The organism is Pedobacter sp. NJ-S-72, from assembly GCF_053890575.1.
This window is the reverse complement of record NZ_CM132681.1, coordinates 37,517-59,092: the sequence shown is the minus strand read 5'-3', so window position 1 is coordinate 59,092 and position 21,576 is coordinate 37,517. Positions and strand designations below refer to the sequence as shown.

Here is a 21,576-nt window from a genome sequence, read left to right as displayed (position 1 = left end):
GTTTACAAATGTATTATTTTATATTGTATTCGTGCCTCAGCTCTACTAGAACTTCATCATAAAAGTCCTGAGCGCATTTATAATGATTGATATCAAATTTGTCATAAAAGACTTTGTTTGTACCTATCATATGACACCTAAAAAAAAGTTCATTCGGTTTGTCTGTGTAATGATTTGAGCTTTTCGATCTGATATTAATGAAAAATTCATAACTAAATACGCGATCAAGATACGCGAAAGACCTTTTGATGCTTTCCGCCTGTGATTCATCATATTCTAAATTATCGAACGGATATTTTGATTTTAGTTCCATATTTATGTACGATTTGCAAGTAATATCATAACAGCATTGAGTAATAATTCCTTTTTCCTAACTCCCTGTCCTTCTGGATAAAAATAGACACTCATAGTTAAGAATTCCCTTAGCGTGTAATCAAAATAATCTTTATTAAGATCAACACCCATTGCCTGAAGCGCAATAGCTTCATATTCTTTTAAAATCTCTGATAATTTTGCCATATCCAAATGTAAAATAAGGTACTTTATTGAAATTACGGGAATCCGTAAAACTGTTATTTTATGGTCTTTTGACCCAGTCAATTGTTTTACCAGTCCTGTCTTTTTTAGGCTGTAAGCCTAATGTGTGGTAAGTAAGCCCAGTAACCGTTTAACTCTTGTTGCGAGGTAAGTTTATTTTGAAAAGCTTCAGACCAGGTGTCAGGATATTTTTTCTTATCACCTGATGCCATTTCTTGTAAAATAAGATTGTAATACGTATAGAAATTGTTAACTGAATGTTTGCCAGTACCTTCTTTACCCATAATTTCAAAGGCTGTAGATTTATAATAGGCAGTCAATATTTCCTCAGTTACTTTCAGTTCTTTTAACTTTCTTTTCTCAGGCTCTGTTATTTTGTACTGCAATCCTCTATTTGTGTGGTAGAAACCACACCAAAGAGCTATTTTTTTGAAGTGCGGTGTTTCAGCCTGTACATTAAGTTTTATCAAACCCATATTAAAGTTCAGCATTTCTTCAGAGTAAGGAATATGATTTAGAAATTTCACATGCTGATCCAATGTCAGGGGATATTTTGTCGGAAATTTGATTTCCGACAAAATTCCATTCTTGTAAGTCACCTCTATACTTCGGCAAGGCTTACGCTATTTAAAAGATGTATATTAACCATTTAAACCTAATTTAAAGTTGTTAAATAATGTGTGTATACTTTCTGCTCGAAAATGGCGACCAGCAAATCAAGCTCAGCAGGGTTATGCGACATCCAACCTTTTTTAAACTTCTGATCACGTGACCAATTGTCTAAGCGGGCATAAATGGTCTTCATATCCCCGTAGTTCATAAGCCTTGCCAGGGCTATCATTTTCTTTCTCTGCTTATCACCTGGCTTCGGCACGTAGTTCCGTCTAAAGGGCTCGTTCAGATCAATGAGCAGTTTCATCATTTGAGCATATTCAAGCTCTGATAAGGCTCTTAAACTCATGGTCTTTCCCTTTGTGAACTCGTACACCTTTTCTTTGTAATCGAAGCCGTGTGCCTTGCAAATGGCGAAAAATTGCGAGTACTTACTCGCTGTGTAATTCATATTAGTCATAAAACTTCTTCTTCTGTATGAGTATGACCGCATTGTAACACTTAAAGCCTATTCTTAAATCAAAGAAATGCTTACAATTGGTACATATGCGCCATATCTCATGATTAAACAATATATACTTTAACATGCCTGCTTAGGACTGATTGGGAATTTGAAATCCTTATCCTCTGGATACCCTGGCATTGGTTTGACGGTTCTGAAACTCGGATATCTTTTACCCATAACAACATGATACAACACCTCACCATATATTTCGAAATGATGATGATTAGGCTCATTTGCCAATTCTGCTGCCTCTTCATTTGTTACAGGAGAGTGATCATCATGATCACGCATTGAAAGCCTTTCGGGATCTTTCTTCTTATCCAGGGCTTTATAACCAAAAACAACAAATAATACAAATAGTAGGTATATCACGTGTATTGCGATTGTAATTAAATTTTCCATTTTTTTAAGGTCTAATATCATAAGAACCACTTATACTAGTTTGCATCTGAAGATCCTCATCGCCTAAGTAGAGGATAGCAATAAAATGCTTTTTTTTTTAGATGATCTGTTTTTGACTTTGGTGCATCGTGGGAAAACAACACATAGTTTAATATTTGGCCTTCGTATATTAAATTCCAACCAATGCATAAAGATTGTCTTGGATTATCTCCCAGTCTTGCGAATTTTGAACCTGTAGGATAACTTTTACCATCCCAAACAAAAGGCTTTCTTTCAATATCTATTTCTAACATCCCTATAAAGCAAATCCCTTTATAGAAAAACACAGATTCCAAGTATTTTTCATCGAAATCTTTCATAAACTACCTGAATCTATCGTGATTTGAATGTTATATCCATACACATTTGAAAGCTCCTTAAGTATTGCAGAGAAGTTGGCAGTAAACTTGACCGTTCCACCGCTTGCCAATCCAGCATTAATAAATACTTCTTTAGTACGGGGATTTATAGTTGTAAACTTTTTAATCCTCACGTGTAGCCTATAGCGTCTATTTTCTTTTGCTGTTCTTTTCATGATGCATGAACATGAACATTTCTCAGGAACACCACCTGAATATTTCCCATGATTGAGACTGTCTTATTAGTTTCGAAATAGGCTCCCACAAACGACACCGGACAGGCAAAGTGCTTTTGTTTCACAGTACGAATCTGCTTTTCTGTATCCATTACCTGAAACATGGATTTCGAGGTGTCACCAACTTTATAGAACCGGTCGCCAACTGACAACCGATCCAACGTTACGACCTCATTACGCTTCATGAGGGAACTTAATTGCAAGAGGTGCTATTCCAAGCGCATCAGCAAGATTCTTTTCAATTGTAGCCCCCTTGCTTTCTTTCCAGTCAGGCAATAGGCTGATATGTGTAGCAAACTGCAAGAGGTTAATGCAGATTTTCATTGCAGATTTCCAATCTTCACCTGAACCGACATACTCGCAAGGGTTGATCACAATAAATTGTGCTGCTTCCAATACTAACTGTCTCCGTCTAAATTTCTCAAACACATCTCTATAATCCAAGCCAGTAATTTTACCAGCGATATAAACGACATCAATTCCATTTGTCTTATTTGCCTTTTCGAATAATGATAAAAGGTCTTTTTGATCTTTAACAATACCCTTGAAATTGGCCTGCATGTCTTCTCTTAAATTACTTTTCATAATATGTCTTTTATTGAGTAATTGATAATATCCTATGTTTTAATTGAGTTAACGGCTGATTGATTCTGGTTACGGGGGTATCCGTAAAGAATAGAACAGCACCTTTAAATAGGTATTTATGTTGGAATACATATTTACCTACCCAGGCAGATTGTTGAAACGGAGAACAATCAATTACTCTTCCGTCCTGGTCTAACTTCCAAGTCAGGAAGTCTTGTCCGTTGTCTTCAAATTCGATTATCATAATATGTTTTTTAAAGGGGTTCTAAAGTATTTAGCGCCAATTGTGTACGCCTCGTTAATTAATTCTGTTACTTCTTTCTCTGCGAATGTTTCTGGCGACTTTCCAAAACGGTAATAACTAAAAACCCATCTAAAAGCAGGAATGTGATGATCAACAGTTACTTTTTTATAAAGCCTTTGGGCTTCTTCTAAATCAGGTAGATCAATTGGCTTACCCTCAGTGCCGAGTGATTTTGATATCTCCGTGTATAGTGATTGTCCCATTTTATAGACTTGAAAAGTTTAAAACCTGAGTAACCCACTTACCAGTATCATTTTTTTTTCTTGAATTCGTAGCCAAAACATTTTAAAGTAACCGTGTAGCTCTGTTTAAGAAGACGTAACCCCTCCAACCATCGAGGATCGTCAAACTTATCCTCATGCTCCATTAAGCCAAACACAGCCGAGTATTCCAGATCTCCATTCTGGTTTTTTTCAAGGAACTTGATAAGGATCTCATAAAGTTTTACATCCCTCTTTTTTATAGCATCACCCAAAAACTCTTTGATTAGATCAACTGCCTTAGACGCCCTTTCGTCCCATGTTGGTTCAGTATCTCTTCGCCTTATGATCCTTAGGTTACCTTTCGCATTTCGTTATAGCAAAACCACCTTTACTATTGCCTCGAACCTTACCATATTCCGCAAGCTCGTTCGCCTGATTATTCATCACAGCATGTACTTTTGATTTAAACCTGGCTAATTGCAATGCTAATTCAAGAGCTTCAGCAGAGAGTTCTTCAAGTTTGAAATCTCTATTTTTCACATATGCCTGTTCTTTCTTTATCAAAGCACCTTTTTCTGCCTTCTCACGGGTCTTTACTATTTCTTTTAATTCTGCGGTACTTAATTCGTTTATTGCTTGCATTTTATATGGTTTTAAATAATGTGAAGTATAGAATTACGGATACGAGTCCGATGATGATGATACCTTGCATTCCAACAAATGCCTTAAGTGCCCATTTACCTAGTTTTTCCATGACTTATTATTAATTTTTGGTGTCTGTTGATGATTTCTGTTAATGATAGTTTTTTTTTGATAAGCTGAATGTATCTGGCGGCAAGATCTTCATGTAGTTTTTGAGCTTTATTTTTTCCTTTGAAATGGGGGAAGTAATAATTCAACCATTCGACATAGTCTTTTTCAAACTCCTTTAATCTTTGTTTTTTTTCAATCCTTTTAGTTCTATCCATAGATGTAATTGATTTCATTGGTGATTTTTGTTGCCTCGTTCAATTCGTACACAAAATTTCCAATTGGTATAAATGATCGCTGTAGTATCATCCATTCCTCAAGAGCAAGTGCCTGTACTTCTGATACGGTTATTGAGTACCCATGATTTTGAACTCTCCGTTCTAACTTATTTCGGAGCTTTAATCTGATTTCACTAACAAGCAAGTCGTGTATCTTTTCATTTCGATCACTGTAAGGATTTGTGAGCAGTAAATAGGTGATCAGATCAAACATGCCTTTAGCTTCTTGCTTTGACAATTTTATGCGCATACCCCCTCCAATCTCTGTTCAATCTGAATGACCTTGGCAGCAAACTCGCGGTCAAATTCAAGTAGTTCTTTGCATGAATCAATATAATATAATACACAGCAGATCTTTCATTGGCTCCTATGTATCCCATTATTTTAACCTGAGTTAGCTTCGTGTGTTTATCAATCAGGTAGCAGATTACTCGCCTACAATCAGGAATTGGGTTTTTCTTTGATTTACTCAGTAGCGTCTCTCTATCTATATTGAAGACAGACATTGCAGATTCTTGAATTTTAATAGGAATAAATGCGATTTCTTCTTTATTATTTTCCATGTCTTGTGGTTTTACTAATGAGTTCTAATGTGTGTTCGAATTGGTTTAGAAAGTGGTTATCTTCAAGCAGACGTTTGTAACTGTGGATCTCATGCCATTCTTCTATCAGGTATTGACCACCAAGTGGTACAGTTTGCAATACTTCTAACCGACCATAGATATTGATAATCGTTACGTCCTCAGTTACATCAAGTGCTTGTGGTATAAACTCTGTTTCATCCCTTTGTGCAGCAGCATTATTGAACATGCCACGAAACAGACTGGAATAAAGAATCCTGTTTAAAACCACCTCAGGGAATGCCTTGTATCTTTCCTGTACGAAAAAACAGTACTGATCAAAAAGGTAATCGCAGTAGTCCTGCTCCGTACATTGCAACAAATGGCACACCTGCTGCATTCCTTCACGGTTATGCTGCCTGATCTTGGCGATATGTGTATTTTTTGTAATTGTTTTCATGATTAATATCTCTATGATCCCCAGTACTTGAAAGCACCTTCAATCCAATTTGTGTAATAGCCTTTTGTACCGATAAACCTGCCTTTTGATATTGCCCTATGTCCTTCAACCCAAATTTTTAAATCTGCGTCAGACATTACATCCTTTGCCATTTGTCCCTTTGGCTGCTTACCAGTTACCTGACTTAGAATTATGATCAGTTTTGTTGGATGAAGTTTTCTCCAAGCTCTGTATTGAAGAAAAGTCATGTTAGCATATTGAATACTATCTATTACTACTATTTCCGCACTACCACGCTTTTTAAGTCTCACGGTTAGTTCTGCCATGGATTCTTGTACCATTATGAACTTTCCGTTTACTTCTTTCATATTGGCTTTTCTAAATGCGTCCTGCATTGTTTTTCGCCTACCTTCTTCAAGACTATTGTAGATTACTTTCTTTTTGAAGGTTGTAAGGTATTTTACCAGTTTTAGGGTTACACTTGTTTTCCCGTTCCCGCTGTCCCCCCAGATAAACCAGACACCATTTGTCTCTGGATGATCATAAGCTTCATACCATTCGCCTTCAAACTCAAAAACATCAAATTTTATTGAATCAAGTTCGGCAGGTGTAATGCCTTTCTTCATATTCCCAATACAATTTTTACCAGTTCTAAAGTCAATGGCTGTCCCGTTCTTTCGGCCTCAGTAATTGCGGGTACCATTACATCATGCAGCTCACCGTAATTATTGCAGTTTGCTTGCAACCACTTTTTAAGACCAGGTTCAATACCGCTTAAAAACTGTTCAAAACGTCTGTCAATGGCTGGAATATTGTGTATTTTAAATTTGATTCTACGAAAGAGCTGTGCAATGCCTGGCTTGTTATGGCGCTGCATCCTTTGAAGGTTTGTAAGCAGCTCGTTAGTACCAATGAGAACTAATGCACATTCTTTATTTAATACATCATACAGCTCTTTAAAAGCGCATAGTGCCGGGTATTTCATATACTCTGCTTCATCGAAAGCGAGCATAGGCATGTTACCTGATTCTCTTATGATTTTGAGTCTTAAAGCTATCTGTGCAATCCTTGCTGATGTTGTACTACGCGGCTGGCCAACATTCAGCGCTGTCAAAACTTTCCCAATTAGATCAGGAAGGTTGTCAGATGCTCCAACCTTTACTGTGAACACCTCTGTAGGAAATCTACTTTTGAAAGCATCCAGACTAAATGTCTTACCTGCTCCGGTTTCTCCAATCAACACTGAAGTATCTAAGTTGTCTTTTGCAAGTTGCAGGCTGGCAACCATATCTTTCAACTGTATCGTTGGTTTAGTAGTTCCATTCCAATTATTTGTTGTTGACAATTCGAACCCGATAAACTTCGCAAGTCGAATAAAGTATTTTTCATTAATCTCAACTACTTTTTGACCAGACCTCACCGTGAAGTCCATTTTTCGCATGTTTATTAAATAACCCGCATTGATTTCTGCACTGTTAGCAACATCATTTTGTGTGACCTTAGTATTAGATAGTAGATAGTTTTCAAGTGCGTTGATAATTTCAACTTTCAATTCTTTTGTCATGATGTTTAGTATTTAGTGTTTAAGAAATCGTTTATGTCTATTTTGGAATCCAGAAAAGCTTCACGTTTGGATAGCTGTTCTTTCTGGTTTTGCTTTTCAGCTTTCTGCTCGATTTGCATTTGCTTTTTATTTGCCTGTTGCATCAGACGAGCGTGGCTCTTGTTGTCTTTATGTTGGCCATTGCTATCGACCAGTAATAGTTTTGCTAGTGTGTCCTGTAATGAGGGAACTCTGTTAAAAAGATCATTCAATTCGTTGAAATCATTTTCCTGAGTATCCAAAATATCCTGTACAATGGCTTTGTTAAATTGATTGACCTTCGATAACTGTTCTGCATCACCGTTTTGCCGTTCAGCTAAAGCCATTGGCTGCTCGAATTTCTCTTCAAGCATAAAGCGTAGAGATCCGTCATCGTTTGTAGCTAAAACCTGACTCATATTTGCAGGATCATACCTTAAAATCCAATCCTGATTTCTGTGATGTCTAAATTCAGGGTCGAACGTATCGTAGACATATTTCTGTTTATTTATCTGTAGAGGGACACCATGACCATAAAGTTTATTAGTGTTATTACGTGTTGAGGTTTCACCTAAGCGGTGTAGAACTTCATCCTGAGATAATGTGAACTTATGTGCATCGGAAAGGTTTTCATAAGCTTTTAAATAAGCTGTTACTTTTGATTTCCTTTCAGCCTCAATCATTTCAATGATTTGCTGAATGCAACCATCCTGATCAGGGTGGCTTTTTTGAATCTTATTTAGAAATTCAGCGTTAGGCTGATTTTCTTTTCTTGCGGTTACACCAAATCCAGACCAGTTCTGGCGAATTTGACAATGATTTTTATTCAGGTGTTTAAAATACGGTTCGATTACTTTTGCTTTGGCATTATGCGCACGAGCAGGTGTATAAGTTTCTGATATAGCTTCGTAGAATGGAGTCAAAGCACCTTTACCATATCTATCAGTTTGTAATTGATGAACGTGGTGATATTCGCCAAATAGTTCTTTAGTATGACTAACTGCATTACGTAATGCCTGTCTAATTAGCGCAGGGGTTTCATGTGTGCCTATTGCATATCCAATCGGATATTTGCCACATGGATCAAGAACGACAACGGCCGTCAATCTATGGTGATATTCTGTTCTATTAGAAACCTTTCCTTCGCTATCTATACGCTGAACGACTTTCTGATACAATAATTCAACATCCCATCCGTCTACTGTCCAATATAGCAAAGGTGCTTTAGGAGCACGTCTTTTGTTGTGTTGCATCGCATGAGTGTTGTTATCATGGTGGCTTTTACCACGAGAACCTGCGTCTGCATACATTTGCCATTCACTACGTTTATTCGCTACTGTTCCTTTGGTTATTTTTTTCCAGCCAGCTGCCTGAGCAGTCATGTTATAAAGATTAGTGACCTGCATATCATCGAAGTTTCTTGCAACTGCCATGATTCTACGCAATGCAGCTTCCTGTTCAGTCTCTACAACCTTTGCAGCGTTCTCATTGCATAATTTACCGCTGATGATGCTTTCATATCCAGACGCCCGGTACTTACTTAGCTTTCCTCTGACTGCTCTTTCCCCCGCAGGAAGTTTCCAACCCCACTTAGACTGTAATGAATCAAGTAATTCTAATAAGGTCGATAATGATCCTGTTTGATTTACTGAACCTCCTAAAGCTTGTCTCCACGCTTTAGTATCGCTTTGCAATTTGATTATAGTATTCAGTGCAACTGCTGTAGCTGTATATTCCCTGATTGTATTTTCTTTTAAATGATTGCCATTAGGGAGTGTGTAGTTCGTAAAGAAACTAAGAGCCTTGTAATCCTGTTGTAGGATTTTTTTGATAGGCTCTTGTTGCGCGGTTTTAACAACATCTTTATATTTTGATGCTGCTTTTTGTCTGATATCCATAGGAAGGGAATCGAATGCATACAATGCGTCATTACTTCGGCATCCCATACGGACAGTTATTAATTTCTTCGCGTTTTTAAGATTAACATATTTGTACCTAGAGATAATTGCATTATCACCTACAATGTTTGGTGCAGCATTCCTGTCAACCAGTTCACCATATGATATACTTAAGGTATTATTGTAGTACTGCATAATCTTTAGTTTGATGTGTTAATGGATTGTGTCTTTTGTAGAGCCAGGGTTTCTAAAAGCTTTGGTATAACGTTGTCCCCTTTGTATTTGCCTTTAATCGTCTGGTTCAAAATGTTTCTGCTGAATCCTATAGCATCGGCGATTTCCTGTTGCGTTCTTGGATCTTTAAAAAACTTCTACTTCGAGATATAAATTTTCAGGATACTTCACTTTTTTAGCTTCTGTTTGCATACTTATATTACATTTGTAAATACTGACACAAAGAATGTGATTATAATTCACATTAACAAATATTTGTGTGAACTATTTTCACAATGAACTATATAAAACAGAATATCAAATACTTACGGGATACCATAAAATTGAATCAAGACAATTTTGGGCAGTTAATTGGCTGTAGCCGTGACAATATAGCTTCTTATGAACGTGGAACAGAACCCAAAATAGATACAATTCAAAATATTGTGAATTATTTTCACATAACTATGGATGATTTCATCAATAAAGATTTTTCTAACTCTGAAATCCATATGCCTTCACATAACAATAGTGGATTAATAGAGACTACCAATGAATTTGTATTGCGGACTGATACCAGAAAGGAATTACAAGCTATTCCATTATATGACTTAAATGCGGCTGCTAGTTTAGTTACTTTATTTGAAGGGCATCAGAATGTAATCGATTACATCAGTATTCCAAATCTTCCAAAATCTGATGGCGCGATATATGTTACTGGTGACAGCATGTATCCACTTCTAAAATCGGGGGACATTGCGATCTATAGAAAAATAAATAATATGTCAGAGGGAATACACTACGGTGAAATGCACATCATATCTGCAATGATTGACGACTATCTAACTACTGTTGTGAAGTTTGTTAAAAAGAGTGATAAAGGGGAAGAGTGGGTTTCATTGGTTAGTCAGAATGCTCACCATGCTTCAAGAGATATTCGTATGGATAAGATAAAGGCTATTGCCCTGGTTAAAGCAAGCATACGCATAAATAGTATGATGTAATAGGCATACAATCATCACACAGGCGTTTTTTTTTATGATTCCAATAAACATTATCGCGTATAATTCTGATTATCAGTCATTTATTTGTTGCAAAAAAATCATGTTTTTGCACGTTTGTGGGGGGCAGATAGTTTCGATTGCATTTTTAGTCAATTTTACTGATACGTAACTACATTCATTTTAATATCCAATCTAATACCCTTTCTAATACCCTTTAGCTAAAATTCACGTTTTCACAATATTTTTGATGTGTTTATCAGAAAATAATAAAGCCGTTTAATAGTTAATTAAACGGCTTTATTATTTTAAGCATTGAGACTCTTATAACTGCGTTTTAACAGTGTTTAAGCATGTTTTGTAAGCTTTTATAGTACTTAAATACCTTTTATACTCCATTATCTTTGATTGAATGGTAGCAAGATGGTATCAAATGGTAATCGGAATTTTCGTTTTGTTTTTGCTTCTTATCTTTTAATCTTTCTGAAAGTGGGTTCTTTGTGGCGTGAGAAAGGTTTTTTTCCGTTTTTTCGTTTTTTTTCCGTTTAATATCCTTTGGAAGATTGGTATTACCCCCTATATTTTTAACACACTTAAACCCACGTATTTAAAGAAGGAATCTTTATAAGTATTACCCAGCTGCAGAATAGTTTTATTCTTAAGAAGAACCATATTTCCCTCTATATGACTGATCTTTTTATGATTTACGACGAAGGATTTATGGATACGTAAAAAACTGGTTTCCGGTAATTGAGGCAGGACATTTTTCAAAGGGATATAAGCAATGTAGTTCTCATTTTCAAGGTTAAAAACCACTTGATTATCGTTTGATTCTATATAATAGATATCATCAAATTCTATCTTGATTAGTCTGCCTTTAACCCCGTGTTTAATATAAATATAGGAAATCTCCGAAGTTGTATATTGTGTAGCAGGCTTCCCCAGCATAGGGACAAAACTGATCACTTTATGTATAGCCTGCATAAATCTTTTATGCGAAACTGGCTTTAACAAATAATCTACTGCATTATGACTAAATGCATCAAAAGCATAGTCCCGGTAACCACTTACGAAAACAACTTTAGTGGCCGTAGTGATCATCTGACAAAAATCCATTCCATCCAGCATAGGCATATTGATATCCAGAAAACCAGGTCCGGCGCTAACCTGTTGACCTCAACAAGCCCTTTTTCCGGATTACTGTTAAACCCTATTAACTCAAGGTAAGGAACTTCACTAATATATTCTCTTAAAGTACTGATCACATGATACTCGTCATCAACAATATAGCAAGTTATATTCATTGGTTAATTTAAATTAATCAAGGTTATTATTCGGATCAATGAAAGTACTATATTAACTGCTAATTCGATAATGCATTTGTTTAATTTTTTTAACCTCTCTAAAAATCCAGTTTACCTTCCTAATACTTGCTTTAACCCAATAAATTTTAGTAAGTCAAACTATATCAATACTTTGATTAAGATTTATCTTATCTACCTATGAATAAGAACAAGTCAGGAAGAGTCTAGGCTTCCTGGCTTGTTTCATTTTATGCTGGCTTAATATTGAAATGGAAGAAGAAATAAAATTGATAGAGAACCAAAAAAATGATGTGGTTAGCAAAACTGAAAAATGGATTTTTTCAGCTGGGGCATCATCCTGACCTCTATTATACTCTGCATATTAATGTTAATCGCTTTTATTCTTCCTTATAAGAATAGCATGTCTTTCAATGCCCAATTTCATACCCACCATAAAATCGTTCCTGTAATTAGTCCTTATAACGGAATTATCAAAAGAGATGTTTTTGACACTAATAACGTCATACAACCAAATACATTTCTCTTCACTATTTTTGATTTATCAGGGCAAAAAGAAACTTCAGTATATGCCAAAGAATCTGGCTATTACATGCCCAATAAAATTAACTTCAGGAGTAAAACTTACGTCAGTAAAAACGATACACTGTTTTATATCATGCCAGATATTAAGAATAAAGACGAGGTATATTGTACCGCAATTGCTGATGAATTTGATATTTCAAAACTCAATATTGGTGACAAAGTTTTAATCGATGTAGAAGGTTATGGAGAAGATTCCAGTGTTTCCGGAACAATATCTTCTATAGCCAAAGCTCCTGATCGGAGGAAAATATTCCTTTCAGATTAGCCTTGAATATAAAGACATCAGATATCTTTCAGAAAAAGGTATGTTTTATTTTGATCAGCAAGGCAAAGCCAAGGTAAAATTTAAGCCAGAAAAGTTCGCTTATAAACTACTAAGTTTCTTATAAGATTACTGAATAATCCCTCTTAACACAGCGAATCTGATTAATGAAGCTGTATTTTTCGCACCTGTCTTTTCAATCAGACTTTGTCTGTGTCCTTCTATGGTACGCTTACTAATAAACAGCTTCGCAGACATCTGATTATTAGTAAGTCCTTCTGCGATAAGATCCAGAATCTCAATTTCACGCATAGAGTATTCAATATCAGCACCATCTTTATTCAATGGGACCGTATGAATAACCTTATTCAGCAAGCGCATAGCTAACTCCGAACATAAATATTTACCACCAGTATATACATGTTTCAATGCAAAAATAAGTTCATCAGAACTCACATTTTTAAGCAGATAACCCGATGCCCCTTCAGAGAATGCCTGGGAAACATACTTCTCATTATCCAGCATAGAAAGCATGACAACCTGCGTTTCAGGACTTTTTAATTTAAGCTCTTTAATTAAGGAAATACCATCCATCTCTGGCATATTAATATCCGCCAGCACAATATCTACTTTAAGCCCTTGACTTATTATATCAAGCACTTCCTTCCCGTTTGTAGCTTCTCCTGCAATACTGATCTCTTTATCAGCCTCCAATAACATACGAATTCCATTCCGCACGATATTATGATCCTCTGCCAACATTAAACTTAACATAAAGTTTCTTTTTATAATTTAATTCTATTTCCCAAAAACAATCTCTTTCTTCTTTTTTATACTGAAAGCTCAGGAGTATTCTCAAATGTAATTGTCACAGTCAGGCCTTTTTGGGAATTATTAAATTTAATTTGTCCATTTAGTAAATAAACCCTGTTCCTGATTCCACTTAAGCCAGATCCTGCATTAACTTCTTTATCATTATAAGGATTAAGATTAAGACCTATACCATCATCAGCTACCCTAATAGAAACCCGGTTATTCTTCAAACAAACACTTATCTCTGCACGATTAGCTTTCGCATGTTTAATACAGTTATTGATTAGCTCCTGTATCATTCTAAAAATATACAGTTGTACGTCAGCATGTAGAAAATCCGCAGCACTATCAATGTGAGTATCAATCTGAAAATGAGCCGTACTAGTGCGCTGTGCCATTTCCTTTATTCCTGCAACAAAGCCAAAATCTTTCAGGACTGATGGAGTCAGTTCATAAGAAATCTGTCTCGTTTCTTTGATTGCCTGGTTCAGTAATTGATTGACGTTCTTAAATTCCCCTTTCAGCGAATTGGTTTTTTCTATACTTTCCAGATTTAACTTAATTCCGTAAAGCAATTGACAAACACTATCATGCAAAGTTCTGCTGACATTATTACGCTCTTTTTCCTGTGCAGTCAATGTGGCTGAAAGAATCAGTTTCTGCCGATCATTCCTTTAAAAGAGCAGTTTCCTGTTCAAATTTTTTCCGTTCCGTGATGTCCGTTAATATTCCTGCAAAATAACCTGTTTCATCCGGAATCCTAATTTCATGGCCTTTTGCAGCAATATATTTGAAATCATTATGGGCACACAAAATCCTGAATTCCAGGTTTATATCTTTCAAACCATGTACAGCGTTCATCAATTGATTACGTACCTGCTTTTGATCATCAGGATGAATAAGGTCAATCAGGCCCGTAATTGTTCCATTAAATTCTGAGCTGCCGATTCCCATAATCTTAAAACTATGTGTATCTAAGAAAACGGCATTGGATTCACAACCAATTGTCCATGTTCCGGTCGCAGAAGCTTTAAGCGTCATTTCCAGTCGCTCTTTTGTTTCTTTTAAAACCTGTTGTGCATTACGGCTTTCGGTAATGTCAATGATGGCAATATAGTATTTAACATCAGTGATGATTATATTTAGTACTGCCCTCCCCTCCATGCGGGTATAAATAAATTGATCGCCAAGTAATTTCAATTTTATTTCCGCAGTTTGCTTGTTATCATTGTATCGCATCCTTTGAAGAAAATTATAAAAATCTTCCCAGGACTGAGGAGAAATAAAACTCTGAAATCTCTTATGAAGAATAGTCTGTCTTGATAAATTAAGCAGATCAACTCCATTCTCGTTAGCTTCTTCAATTATCCCCAAATAATCAAGAATAAAATAGCCTACGGGTGCCAGATCGTATAACCCTACAAATCTGGCTCTTTCCTGATCAAGTTTTAAATAAGAAATTTTTAACTCATCATTTTGCATTTCAAGTTCCAACTGGTAAACCTGAAGCTCATTGAGCAAAATATTCACATCATCTGGTGTCAAATTGCTCGCTGCAGAAAAAATCTCATTCTTATGTTTCAATCTTTCTGATGAACTTCGCCTTTTATCCACCGTTTTAACTTCTAAAAGTGATCAGTAATACTACAGCGGCCCTCTCTCCTGCCATATTGAGTGTGTGTGTTCTTCTCAAAAGCATGACACGAGCCCACAGAACCATCAATTCCAACAACGAGAAAAGATGATTTATTTTGTTCTGTTTTTTTTTGATTTGGATTTTTGTGGAATCATTATTCTTATTTCATAATTCTTATAAAGCTAAAATAAAGTTGCTCGTTTCGAGTTACAAAAATATATTAAAAGATAAAACAATTAAATTTATCTCACTAAATAGTTATTATACTGCGAACTGACACAATGATAAATTAGTTTAGTCTTTTTACATTTACTGACCCGATACTATAAGCTGCACAGACAAGTATCCACTTGTATGAAAACGATTGAATTTTATAAAAAGAGGTTATAATCGAAACCCGCTTCTAATTGCTTTTAGAAAACATTGACGATTGACTACTAAATGATGTAATATTGAAAGGCTTGCGCTGAATATTCTTACCAGCCGATGTCTGAATGATTAAATTAGACATCGCAGAATAAGTATCATCCCATGACAAAGCTCCCACTGTATCTGCCTGACGGCCGGCACAAGGAAATGGATGAACATTAGTATGAAATTTTTTTTTGCTGTCAGTCAATGCCCTTCCCTGTGTAAAGACAAAATCTGCCTTTTCTACCAGTTTCTTTTCTAAGATCGTCATTTCTTCAGGTGAACGTCTGAACAGAGAAACTTCGTCCATACAATCAAATATAGTTAACCTTGGGTTGTACTTTTTTGTAAGTGCTAAAGCTGAAGAAGTATAATACCAGAATGTCCAGTTATCAAGATCCGCATTTGCCAGAAATTCATCAATTAATTGAATCATAAACCTGGTTATCTGGCTGGAACTTAATCCCGGTCTTAAATGGGGCACTATTTTCCATAACGTTTCAGACCTGGTCCCAAAAGACAAATAAGGTTTTTCTTTTGCATCAAACACGGGATTTTCAACAAAATATACATTGGTATCATCAGCAAAGCGCAATAACAATTGCTGAGGCCGCTGTAATAAAAAAAAAATCCCAGCGAAGATGCGAGAAACAAAGCAAATTCTTCGGTGTCATACCTGTAAATGGTTTCATATTAATTGAGAGAGGTTAATTTAAAGATCAAATTTAAGACGATTTTTCAACTAAACGACAGTATAAACACCTGAAAGCTTGGTGTTAAATACCTATTTAAGACTGTAATAGCTTTTAGTCTTTTAATATAAAGATTGCTTACTTATGTTTTTCTTATCATACATCAATACAACAACAATTTAATTATACCATATTTGTCGTATAAAAAAAAAAATTACAGACATGAAAAAATTACTTGTATTATTATTTGCAGCCTCAACTGCACTATTTGCTTTTAAGTCAGCACCCGCTACCTGGACGGCAGACAAAGCACATTCAAAACTAGGATTTGTGATTACACACTTATTGATTACTGATGTTGAAGGTTCATTTAAAAACTTTGAATCAACTATCACAGCTTCAAAGGACGATTTCTCTGATGCAGTTATTACTTTAAGCGCTGATGTAAATTCAGTAAATACAGAAGATGATAAAAGAGACGGACACTTGAAAAGTGCAGATTTCTTTGATGCAGAAAAATTCCCTAAATTAACTTTCAAAAGTACTTCAGTTAAAAAATTAGCTGGTAATAAATTCAAAGTAAGCGGTCTGTTATCATTACATGGTGTAACTAAACCAGTGACTTTAGATGCTACTTTAAGAGGCATAACTACTAATCCAATGTCTAAAAAAGCTACTGCAGGTTTCAAAGTAACCGGAACAATCAAAAGAGCTGACTTCGCTTTAGGTTCAAAATATCCTAATGCAATGTTAAGTGATGAAATCACCCTTAATGCAAACACAGAATTCGTTAAAAACTAATTTAAACTGTGTTTTAAGCAAATCTGCTTAAACAAAAAAAGCCGCTGTCCAATACTGGATAGCGGCTTTTTTTTATATATAATTAAACTTACCAGATTTTCACTCTCTTATCTGGTGCAAGATATAATGAGTCACCAGGTTTCACATTGAAAGCAGTATAAAATTCAGGAATATTTCTCACGACTCCGTTAACGCGGAACCTTGCAGGAGAATGTGGATCAGTTCCTACCTGTTTTCTCAAAGCCTGTTCTCTTGATTTGTTTAACCAAACCTGTCCCCAGCCAATAAATACACGCTGATCACCATTAAAACCATCCAGAACAGGAGCAGTTTTACCGTTAAGACTAGTATGATAAGCTTTCAGAGCAATAGTCAATCCACCAAGATCACCGATGTTCTCCCCTAAGGTAAATTCACCATTCACATTCAGATCACTTAACACTTTAAATCCGCTATACTGAGCTACTAAAGCACCCGTTCTTTTCTTAAATTCACTTAAGTCATTTTTGGTCCACCAATCACGCATCACACCGTCACCATCAAAAGTACTGCCCTGATCATCAAACCCATGACCAATTTCGTGACCGATTACAGCACCGATACCACCATAATTTACCGCATCATCTGCATTCATATCATCAAAATGGGGGTTGTAAAATAGCCGCAGGAAACACAATTTCATTCAATGGCGGGTTATAATATGCATTTACCGTTTGAGGTGTCATCCCCCATTCGGATCTGTCAACCGGAGTTCCCATTTTTTTCATCATACGATTGTACTCAAATGCAGTTGAACGGGTCAGATTTCCGTAAAGATCATTTATAACAATCTTAAGACTGGAATAATCTCTCCATTTATCAGGATAACCAATCTTAGGAGTAAACTTGCTGATTTTCTTTAATGCTTCTATTTTAGTCTCAGGACTCATCCATTCCAGATCTTTAATACTTGCTTCATAAGCCTTAAGCAGATTACCAACCAGGGTGAGCATACGCGCTTTAGCTTCGGGCGAAAAGTGTTTCTCAACGTATAACTTTCCTACCATCTCCCCTAAAGAGCCATTTACAATCCCAACAGCTCTGCGCCATTGCGGACGTTGTTTAGGTATTCCATTTAGAACAGTTCCAGTAAAATTAAAATTCTCTTCGTCCAGCGCAGTATTCAATGCACCAGCAGCACCATGTACCAAACTCCATTTCAAATAAGTTTTCCAGGTAGAAAGTGGCGTATTTTTAATAATAGCATTCAGATCTTTAGTATAATTCACCTGTGCAACAACTACGCTGTCAGCGTTATTAGCACCAGCCTCTTTAAGCATGCCAAGCCAGTCAAAATCTGGCATTAAAGTATTCAGCTTGCTAACTGCATATTTATTATACAAACCAGCCATATTTCTGGTCTCTTCTTTTTTTTCATTTGTTTAGAAGCCATTGAGGTCTCCAAAGCCATTATCTCAGCAGCCTTAGGTTTCGCATCAGCAACACCGGCAAGCGTCAGCATTTTCTCAATATGTGTTACATATTTAGTTCTGATCTCTTTAGACTTCGCATTATCTGTAAAATAGTACTCTCTGTCTGGCAACCCTAAACCACCTTGCCAGGTTAGCAACATGTAGTTTTTAGGGTCTTTGAAGTCTTCAGAAACATTAACACTGAAAGGAGCCATATTACCTATTTTATTCGCATAGGCAAAGTAAGCAGCTAATTCCTTTTGATTTTTAATCGCATCTATCTTTTTAAAATCAGCAGCCAAAGGCTTCACACCTATCGCGTCCCTTGCAGTCATATTCATGTATGAACCATACAAATCACCGATTTTCTGTTCTTCAGAACCATCAGCAAACTTTCCTGAAGCTGATTTTTCTATAATTGCTTTAACATCTTCCTGTGCTTTATCATTCACCATCGAGCCTACGCTCGCAGAAGGTTTATCCGAAGGGATTTCAGTTTTTTTAATCCAGCTTCCATTGACATATTCCATGAAATTATTTCCCGGAAGAACCTGTTTATCCATATTTTCAAGGATAATCCCCGATTTAGGATCACCTGTTGAATGAAAGGAATGGAATGCCGCAAAAATCAACAGAGAACCTGTTATTAACGGGATCCCCAAAGAGAGTTTTAAATTATTCATACATTATCAGTTTAGTTTAACCAAATCTACTAAGAAGCATAAACAATTAATGCTTAAGATCCAGTTTTATTTCAATAAATTGCGACCTGTTTGAAAAAGATTGCAGAATAGAAGATTATAGATGACAAGGATTGACAAGGATACCCCTATAGCTGTTATTGGCCTCGGTTATGTTGGTTTACCACTGGCAGTAGCTTTTGCCAGGTATTTCAAAGTGATAGGTTTCGATACTAAACAAAAACGCATAGAAGAACTAAATACAGGATACGATAACACACTGGAAATCACTGAAAGTCATTTACAGAAGGTCAAATCTAATTTATCTTTCAGTAATGATATTAATGATTTACAGCATGCACATATTTATATCATTACCGTACCAACACCAATTGATAAATTTAATCATCCAGACCTGTCTGCATTATATAAAGCCAGTGAAACTGTTGGTAAATTCCTTAAGCAGGGCGATATCGTAATTTATGAATCAACAGTTTATCCTGGTGTCACTGAAGAAGAATGTGCTCCTGTACTGGAACGCGTATCAGGACTTCGGTTCAATGTAGACTTTTACTGCGGATATTCCCCTGAGCGTATCAATCCAGGCGATAAAGAGCACACGTTAACTAAGATCTTAAAAATCACATCCGGCTCCACACCAGAAACGGCAGACCGGGTAGATGAATTATACCGTACCATTATTACAGCAGGTACTTACAGAGCTCCGAGTATTAAAGTTGCCGAGGCTGCCAAAGTAATAGAAAATGCACAAAGAGATATTAATATTGCCTTTGTCAATGAACTCGCTAAGATATTTAACCTGATCGGATTAAATACTTTGGATATACTGGAAGCCGCAGGAACCAAATGGAATTTCCTGAATTTCAAACCAGGTCTTGTAGGCGGACATTGTATAGGCGTAGACCCATACTACCTTGCCCAAAAAGCACAGGAAGCAGGCTATCATCCCGAAATTATTCTTGCAGGAAGACGCTTAAACGATGGCATGGGACAATATATTGCCGATGAAGTCATCAAATTAATGGTTCGAAAAAAAATACAGGTAACAGGCAGTGAAGTATTAATCTTAGGCTTCACATTTAAAGAAAACTGTCCTGATGTACGTAATACAAGGGTAATAGATATTGTAGCCCGTTTAAAAGAATACCATGTAAATGTATGTATTCTTGATCCATGGGCAGATCCTGAACATGTTTATCAGGAATATGGTATTACCTGTCAGAATGAAGCAATTACAGACCGCAAGTTTGACGCAGTCATTGCTGCTGTTGCTCATACTGAATTTGAAGAGCTTGATGTACTGCAGCTCTGTAAAGAGCGTACAGTAGTTTATGATATCAAAGGAATGTTACCAGTAGAACTTACTCATGGAAGACTCTAAAAGCCAACTTTATATTAATCCTTATCACAATCAGGATTTAAGTAAATCATCTTTCCTGATAACCGGCGGAGCTGGCTTTATTGGTTCAAACCTGGTTCAATACTTTCATTTGAAGTATGGTGCTGCGAAAGTTCGTGTACTGGATAATTTATCGACAGGTTTTTTAAAGAATATCCAGGAATTCGAATCTAATCCTGCATTCGAGTTTATCAATGGTGATATTCGCGATGCCGCTGTTTGTACATCAGCTTGCAAAGGAATAGATTATGTCTCCCATCAGGCCGCACTGGGGTCCGTACCCCGTTCTATTAATGACCCATCGACTACCAGCCAGGTTAACATAGAAGGCTTTTTAAATATGCTGATTGCTGTAAAAGAGCAGCAGGTAAAAAGAATGGTTTATGCAGCTTCCTCTTCCACATACGGCGATAGCAAGGAACTACCTAAAACAGAAGACCGTATCGGTGCTCCCCTTTCTCCTTATGCTGTGACTAAACTGGTCAATGAATTATATGCAGATGTTTTTAGAAAAACCTATGGCACAGACAGTGTTGGCTTAAGATACTTCAATGTATTTGGTCCGAATCAGGATCCTGAAGGTGCTTATGCAGCAGTCATTCCTTTATTTTTTATGAAGGCCGTATTATCAGATAAAGCACCGCAAATCAATGGCGATGGCAGCCAGACCCGTGATTTCACTTTTATAGAAAATGTAGTGCAGGCCAATATCAAAGCACTATTATTTCCCGGCGATATACCCCATTCAATTTACAATGTCGCTTTCAGCGAACGTATCTCATTAAACCAGCTGTGGGCCAGCATAAAAGAACTTAACGGTACAGATCCGGGGCAAACCTACGGGCCTTCCAGAACAGGGGATATTCATGATTCGCTAGCTGATATTAGCCGGATCAGGGAAGATCTTGGATACGCTCCATTATATAATGTAAAAAAGGGATTAGCATATACGCTGAACTGGATGAAGAATAAGTCTTAG

At 36.4% G+C, this 21,576-nt stretch carries 33 protein-coding genes; 5 read left to right on the top strand and 28 right to left on the bottom strand.

Annotated elements, in window-relative coordinates; genetic code table 11:
• Positions 1–315: 315 nt before the first annotated feature.
• The 19 genes from ACWYN3_RS00430 to ACWYN3_RS00340 form a co-directional block, all read right to left on the bottom strand.
• Complete coding sequence (locus ACWYN3_RS00430; RefSeq protein WP_456219369.1) at positions 316–519, bottom strand: hypothetical protein; 204 nt, start codon at positions 517–519, stop codon at positions 316–318.
• 104 nt (positions 520–623) lie between these two features.
• On the bottom strand, positions 624–1,064 hold the full coding sequence (locus tag ACWYN3_RS00425) for a hypothetical protein (RefSeq protein WP_456219368.1): 441 nt from the start codon (positions 1,062–1,064) through the stop codon (positions 624–626).
• A gap of 128 nt (positions 1,065–1,192) precedes the next feature.
• Entirely contained in the window at positions 1,193–1,525 is a 333-nt protein-coding gene (locus ACWYN3_RS00420; protein ID WP_456219367.1) for a hypothetical protein, read from the bottom strand.
• Positions 1,526–1,729: 204 nt separating this feature from the next.
• Positions 1,730–2,026, bottom strand: a complete 297-nt coding sequence (locus ACWYN3_RS00415) for a hypothetical protein (protein WP_456219366.1) — start codon at positions 2,024–2,026, stop codon at positions 1,730–1,732.
• Positions 2,027–2,112: 86 nt separating this feature from the next.
• Positions 2,113–2,415 carry a hypothetical protein gene (locus tag ACWYN3_RS00410; RefSeq protein WP_456219365.1) on the bottom strand — a complete coding sequence of 101 codons (303 nt, stop codon included), beginning with the start codon at positions 2,413–2,415 and terminating at the stop codon, positions 2,113–2,115.
• Positions 2,412–2,588 carry a hypothetical protein gene (locus tag ACWYN3_RS00405; protein WP_456219364.1) on the bottom strand — a complete coding sequence of 59 codons (177 nt, stop codon included), beginning with the start codon at positions 2,586–2,588 and terminating at the stop codon, positions 2,412–2,414. Before ACWYN3_RS00405 ends, ACWYN3_RS00410 begins: the two co-directional genes overlap by 4 nt.
• A 38-nt stretch (positions 2,589–2,626) precedes the next feature.
• Entirely contained in the window at positions 2,627–2,842 is a 216-nt protein-coding gene (locus ACWYN3_RS00400) for a hypothetical protein (RefSeq protein ID WP_456219363.1), read from the bottom strand.
• 22 nt (positions 2,843–2,864) lie between these two features.
• Entirely contained in the window at positions 2,865–3,275 is a 411-nt protein-coding gene (locus ACWYN3_RS00395; RefSeq protein WP_456219362.1) for a DUF4406 domain-containing protein, read from the bottom strand.
• A 10-nt stretch (positions 3,276–3,285) separates the two neighbouring features.
• Entirely contained in the window at positions 3,286–3,519 is a 234-nt protein-coding gene (locus ACWYN3_RS00390) for a hypothetical protein (RefSeq protein WP_456219361.1), read from the bottom strand.
• A complete protein-coding gene (locus tag ACWYN3_RS00385; protein WP_456219360.1) occupies positions 3,516–3,782 on the bottom strand; it encodes a hypothetical protein in 267 nt (88 codons plus the stop codon). Before ACWYN3_RS00385 ends, ACWYN3_RS00390 begins: the two co-directional genes overlap by 4 nt.
• Before the next feature lie 47 nt (positions 3,783–3,829).
• Complete coding sequence (locus ACWYN3_RS00380) at positions 3,830–4,054, bottom strand: hypothetical protein (RefSeq protein ID WP_456219359.1); 225 nt, start codon at positions 4,052–4,054, stop codon at positions 3,830–3,832.
• Between the two features lie 82 nt (positions 4,055–4,136).
• The gene (locus tag ACWYN3_RS00375) at positions 4,137–4,424 is read right to left on the bottom strand and encodes a hypothetical protein (RefSeq protein ID WP_456219358.1); all 288 of its coding nucleotides are present in this window, start codon (positions 4,422–4,424) and stop codon (positions 4,137–4,139) included.
• Between the two features lie 95 nt (positions 4,425–4,519).
• A complete protein-coding gene (locus tag ACWYN3_RS00370; protein WP_456219357.1) occupies positions 4,520–4,750 on the bottom strand; it encodes a hypothetical protein in 231 nt (76 codons plus the stop codon).
• Positions 4,743–5,048: a hypothetical protein gene (locus ACWYN3_RS00365; RefSeq protein WP_456219356.1), complete on the bottom strand. Its 306-nt coding sequence runs from the start codon at positions 5,046–5,048 to the stop codon at positions 4,743–4,745. The genes ACWYN3_RS00370 and ACWYN3_RS00365 overlap by 8 nt, the downstream gene beginning before the upstream one ends.
• Complete coding sequence (locus ACWYN3_RS00360; RefSeq protein ID WP_456219355.1) at positions 5,029–5,373, bottom strand: helix-turn-helix domain-containing protein; 345 nt, start codon at positions 5,371–5,373, stop codon at positions 5,029–5,031. The genes ACWYN3_RS00365 and ACWYN3_RS00360 overlap by 20 nt, the downstream gene beginning before the upstream one ends.
• Entirely contained in the window at positions 5,363–5,830 is a 468-nt protein-coding gene (locus ACWYN3_RS00355; protein WP_456219354.1) for a hypothetical protein, read from the bottom strand. Before ACWYN3_RS00355 ends, ACWYN3_RS00360 begins: the two co-directional genes overlap by 11 nt.
• A gap of 11 nt (positions 5,831–5,841) precedes the next feature.
• Positions 5,842–6,456, bottom strand: a complete 615-nt coding sequence (locus ACWYN3_RS00350) for an ATP-binding protein (RefSeq protein ID WP_456219353.1) — start codon at positions 6,454–6,456, stop codon at positions 5,842–5,844.
• Positions 6,453–7,394 (bottom strand): AAA family ATPase, encoded by a 942-nt coding sequence (locus ACWYN3_RS00345; RefSeq protein ID WP_456219352.1) that lies wholly within the window; start codon positions 7,392–7,394, stop codon positions 6,453–6,455. The genes ACWYN3_RS00350 and ACWYN3_RS00345 overlap by 4 nt, the downstream gene beginning before the upstream one ends.
• Before the next feature lie 5 nt (positions 7,395–7,399).
• On the bottom strand, positions 7,400–9,505 hold the full coding sequence (locus ACWYN3_RS00340) for a hypothetical protein (protein WP_456219351.1): 2,106 nt from the start codon (positions 9,503–9,505) through the stop codon (positions 7,400–7,402).
• Between the two features lie 314 nt (positions 9,506–9,819).
• Here ACWYN3_RS00340 and ACWYN3_RS00335 point away from each other — a divergent pair, with 314 nt between their 5' ends.
• Positions 9,820–10,527, top strand: a complete 708-nt coding sequence (locus ACWYN3_RS00335; protein WP_456219350.1) for an XRE family transcriptional regulator — start codon at positions 9,820–9,822, stop codon at positions 10,525–10,527.
• Between the two features lie 573 nt (positions 10,528–11,100).
• Here ACWYN3_RS00335 and ACWYN3_RS00330 read toward each other — a convergent pair.
• Both ACWYN3_RS00330 and ACWYN3_RS00325 read right to left on the bottom strand, forming a co-directional pair.
• Positions 11,101–11,658: a LytR/AlgR family response regulator transcription factor gene (locus ACWYN3_RS00330; RefSeq protein ID WP_456219349.1), complete on the bottom strand. Its 558-nt coding sequence runs from the start codon at positions 11,656–11,658 to the stop codon at positions 11,101–11,103.
• On the bottom strand, positions 11,622–11,828 hold the full coding sequence (locus ACWYN3_RS00325) for a hypothetical protein (RefSeq protein WP_456219348.1): 207 nt from the start codon (positions 11,826–11,828) through the stop codon (positions 11,622–11,624). The genes ACWYN3_RS00330 and ACWYN3_RS00325 overlap by 37 nt, the downstream gene beginning before the upstream one ends.
• Before the next feature lie 331 nt (positions 11,829–12,159).
• Here ACWYN3_RS00325 and ACWYN3_RS00320 point away from each other — a divergent pair, with 331 nt between their 5' ends.
• Positions 12,160–12,696, top strand: a complete 537-nt coding sequence (locus ACWYN3_RS00320) for an HlyD family secretion protein (protein WP_456219347.1) — start codon at positions 12,160–12,162, stop codon at positions 12,694–12,696.
• Positions 12,697–12,822: 126 nt separating this feature from the next.
• On the opposite strand, the gene ACWYN3_RS00315 is transcribed toward ACWYN3_RS00320, so the two are convergent.
• The 4 genes from ACWYN3_RS00315 to ACWYN3_RS00300 form a co-directional block, all read right to left on the bottom strand.
• Entirely contained in the window at positions 12,823–13,455 is a 633-nt protein-coding gene (locus ACWYN3_RS00315; protein WP_456223338.1) for a response regulator, read from the bottom strand.
• 68 nt (positions 13,456–13,523) lie between these two features.
• Positions 13,524–14,144 (bottom strand): sensor histidine kinase, encoded by a 621-nt coding sequence (locus tag ACWYN3_RS00310; protein WP_456219346.1) that lies wholly within the window; start codon positions 14,142–14,144, stop codon positions 13,524–13,526.
• Positions 14,145–14,172: 28 nt separating this feature from the next.
• Positions 14,173–15,090 carry a PAS domain-containing protein gene (locus tag ACWYN3_RS00305; RefSeq protein WP_456219345.1) on the bottom strand — a complete coding sequence of 306 codons (918 nt, stop codon included), beginning with the start codon at positions 15,088–15,090 and terminating at the stop codon, positions 14,173–14,175.
• Positions 15,091–15,545: 455 nt separating this feature from the next.
• On the bottom strand, positions 15,546–16,154 hold the full coding sequence (locus tag ACWYN3_RS00300) for a hypothetical protein (RefSeq protein WP_456219344.1): 609 nt from the start codon (positions 16,152–16,154) through the stop codon (positions 15,546–15,548).
• Between the two features lie 313 nt (positions 16,155–16,467).
• Between ACWYN3_RS00300 and ACWYN3_RS00295 the strand changes: the two genes are divergently transcribed.
• On the top strand, positions 16,468–17,046 hold the full coding sequence (locus ACWYN3_RS00295; RefSeq protein WP_456219343.1) for a YceI family protein: 579 nt from the start codon (positions 16,468–16,470) through the stop codon (positions 17,044–17,046).
• 88 nt (positions 17,047–17,134) lie between these two features.
• Here the strand turns inward: ACWYN3_RS00295 and ACWYN3_RS00290 are convergent, their stop codons facing one another.
• Genes ACWYN3_RS00290 through ACWYN3_RS00280 form a run of 3 tightly spaced genes read right to left on the bottom strand, consistent with a single transcriptional unit; the run spans position 17,135 to position 19,180 of the window.
• Entirely contained in the window at positions 17,135–17,680 is a 546-nt protein-coding gene (locus ACWYN3_RS00290; RefSeq protein WP_456219342.1) for a M13-type metalloendopeptidase, read from the bottom strand.
• A 4-nt stretch (positions 17,681–17,684) separates the two neighbouring features.
• Complete coding sequence (locus ACWYN3_RS00285; RefSeq protein WP_456219341.1) at positions 17,685–18,437, bottom strand: hypothetical protein; 753 nt, start codon at positions 18,435–18,437, stop codon at positions 17,685–17,687.
• On the bottom strand, positions 18,398–19,180 hold the full coding sequence (locus ACWYN3_RS00280) for a hypothetical protein (protein ID WP_456219340.1): 783 nt from the start codon (positions 19,178–19,180) through the stop codon (positions 18,398–18,400). The genes ACWYN3_RS00285 and ACWYN3_RS00280 overlap by 40 nt, the downstream gene beginning before the upstream one ends.
• Positions 19,181–19,301: 121 nt before the next feature.
• On the opposite strand from ACWYN3_RS00280, the gene ACWYN3_RS00275 reads away from it, so the two are divergent.
• Positions 19,302–20,579, top strand: coding sequence for a nucleotide sugar dehydrogenase (locus ACWYN3_RS00275; RefSeq protein WP_456219339.1), 1,278 nt, complete (start codon positions 19,302–19,304; stop codon positions 20,577–20,579).
• Positions 20,566–21,576: an SDR family oxidoreductase gene (locus ACWYN3_RS00270; RefSeq protein ID WP_456219338.1), complete on the top strand. Its 1,011-nt coding sequence runs from the start codon at positions 20,566–20,568 to the stop codon at positions 21,574–21,576. Before ACWYN3_RS00275 ends, ACWYN3_RS00270 begins: the two co-directional genes overlap by 14 nt.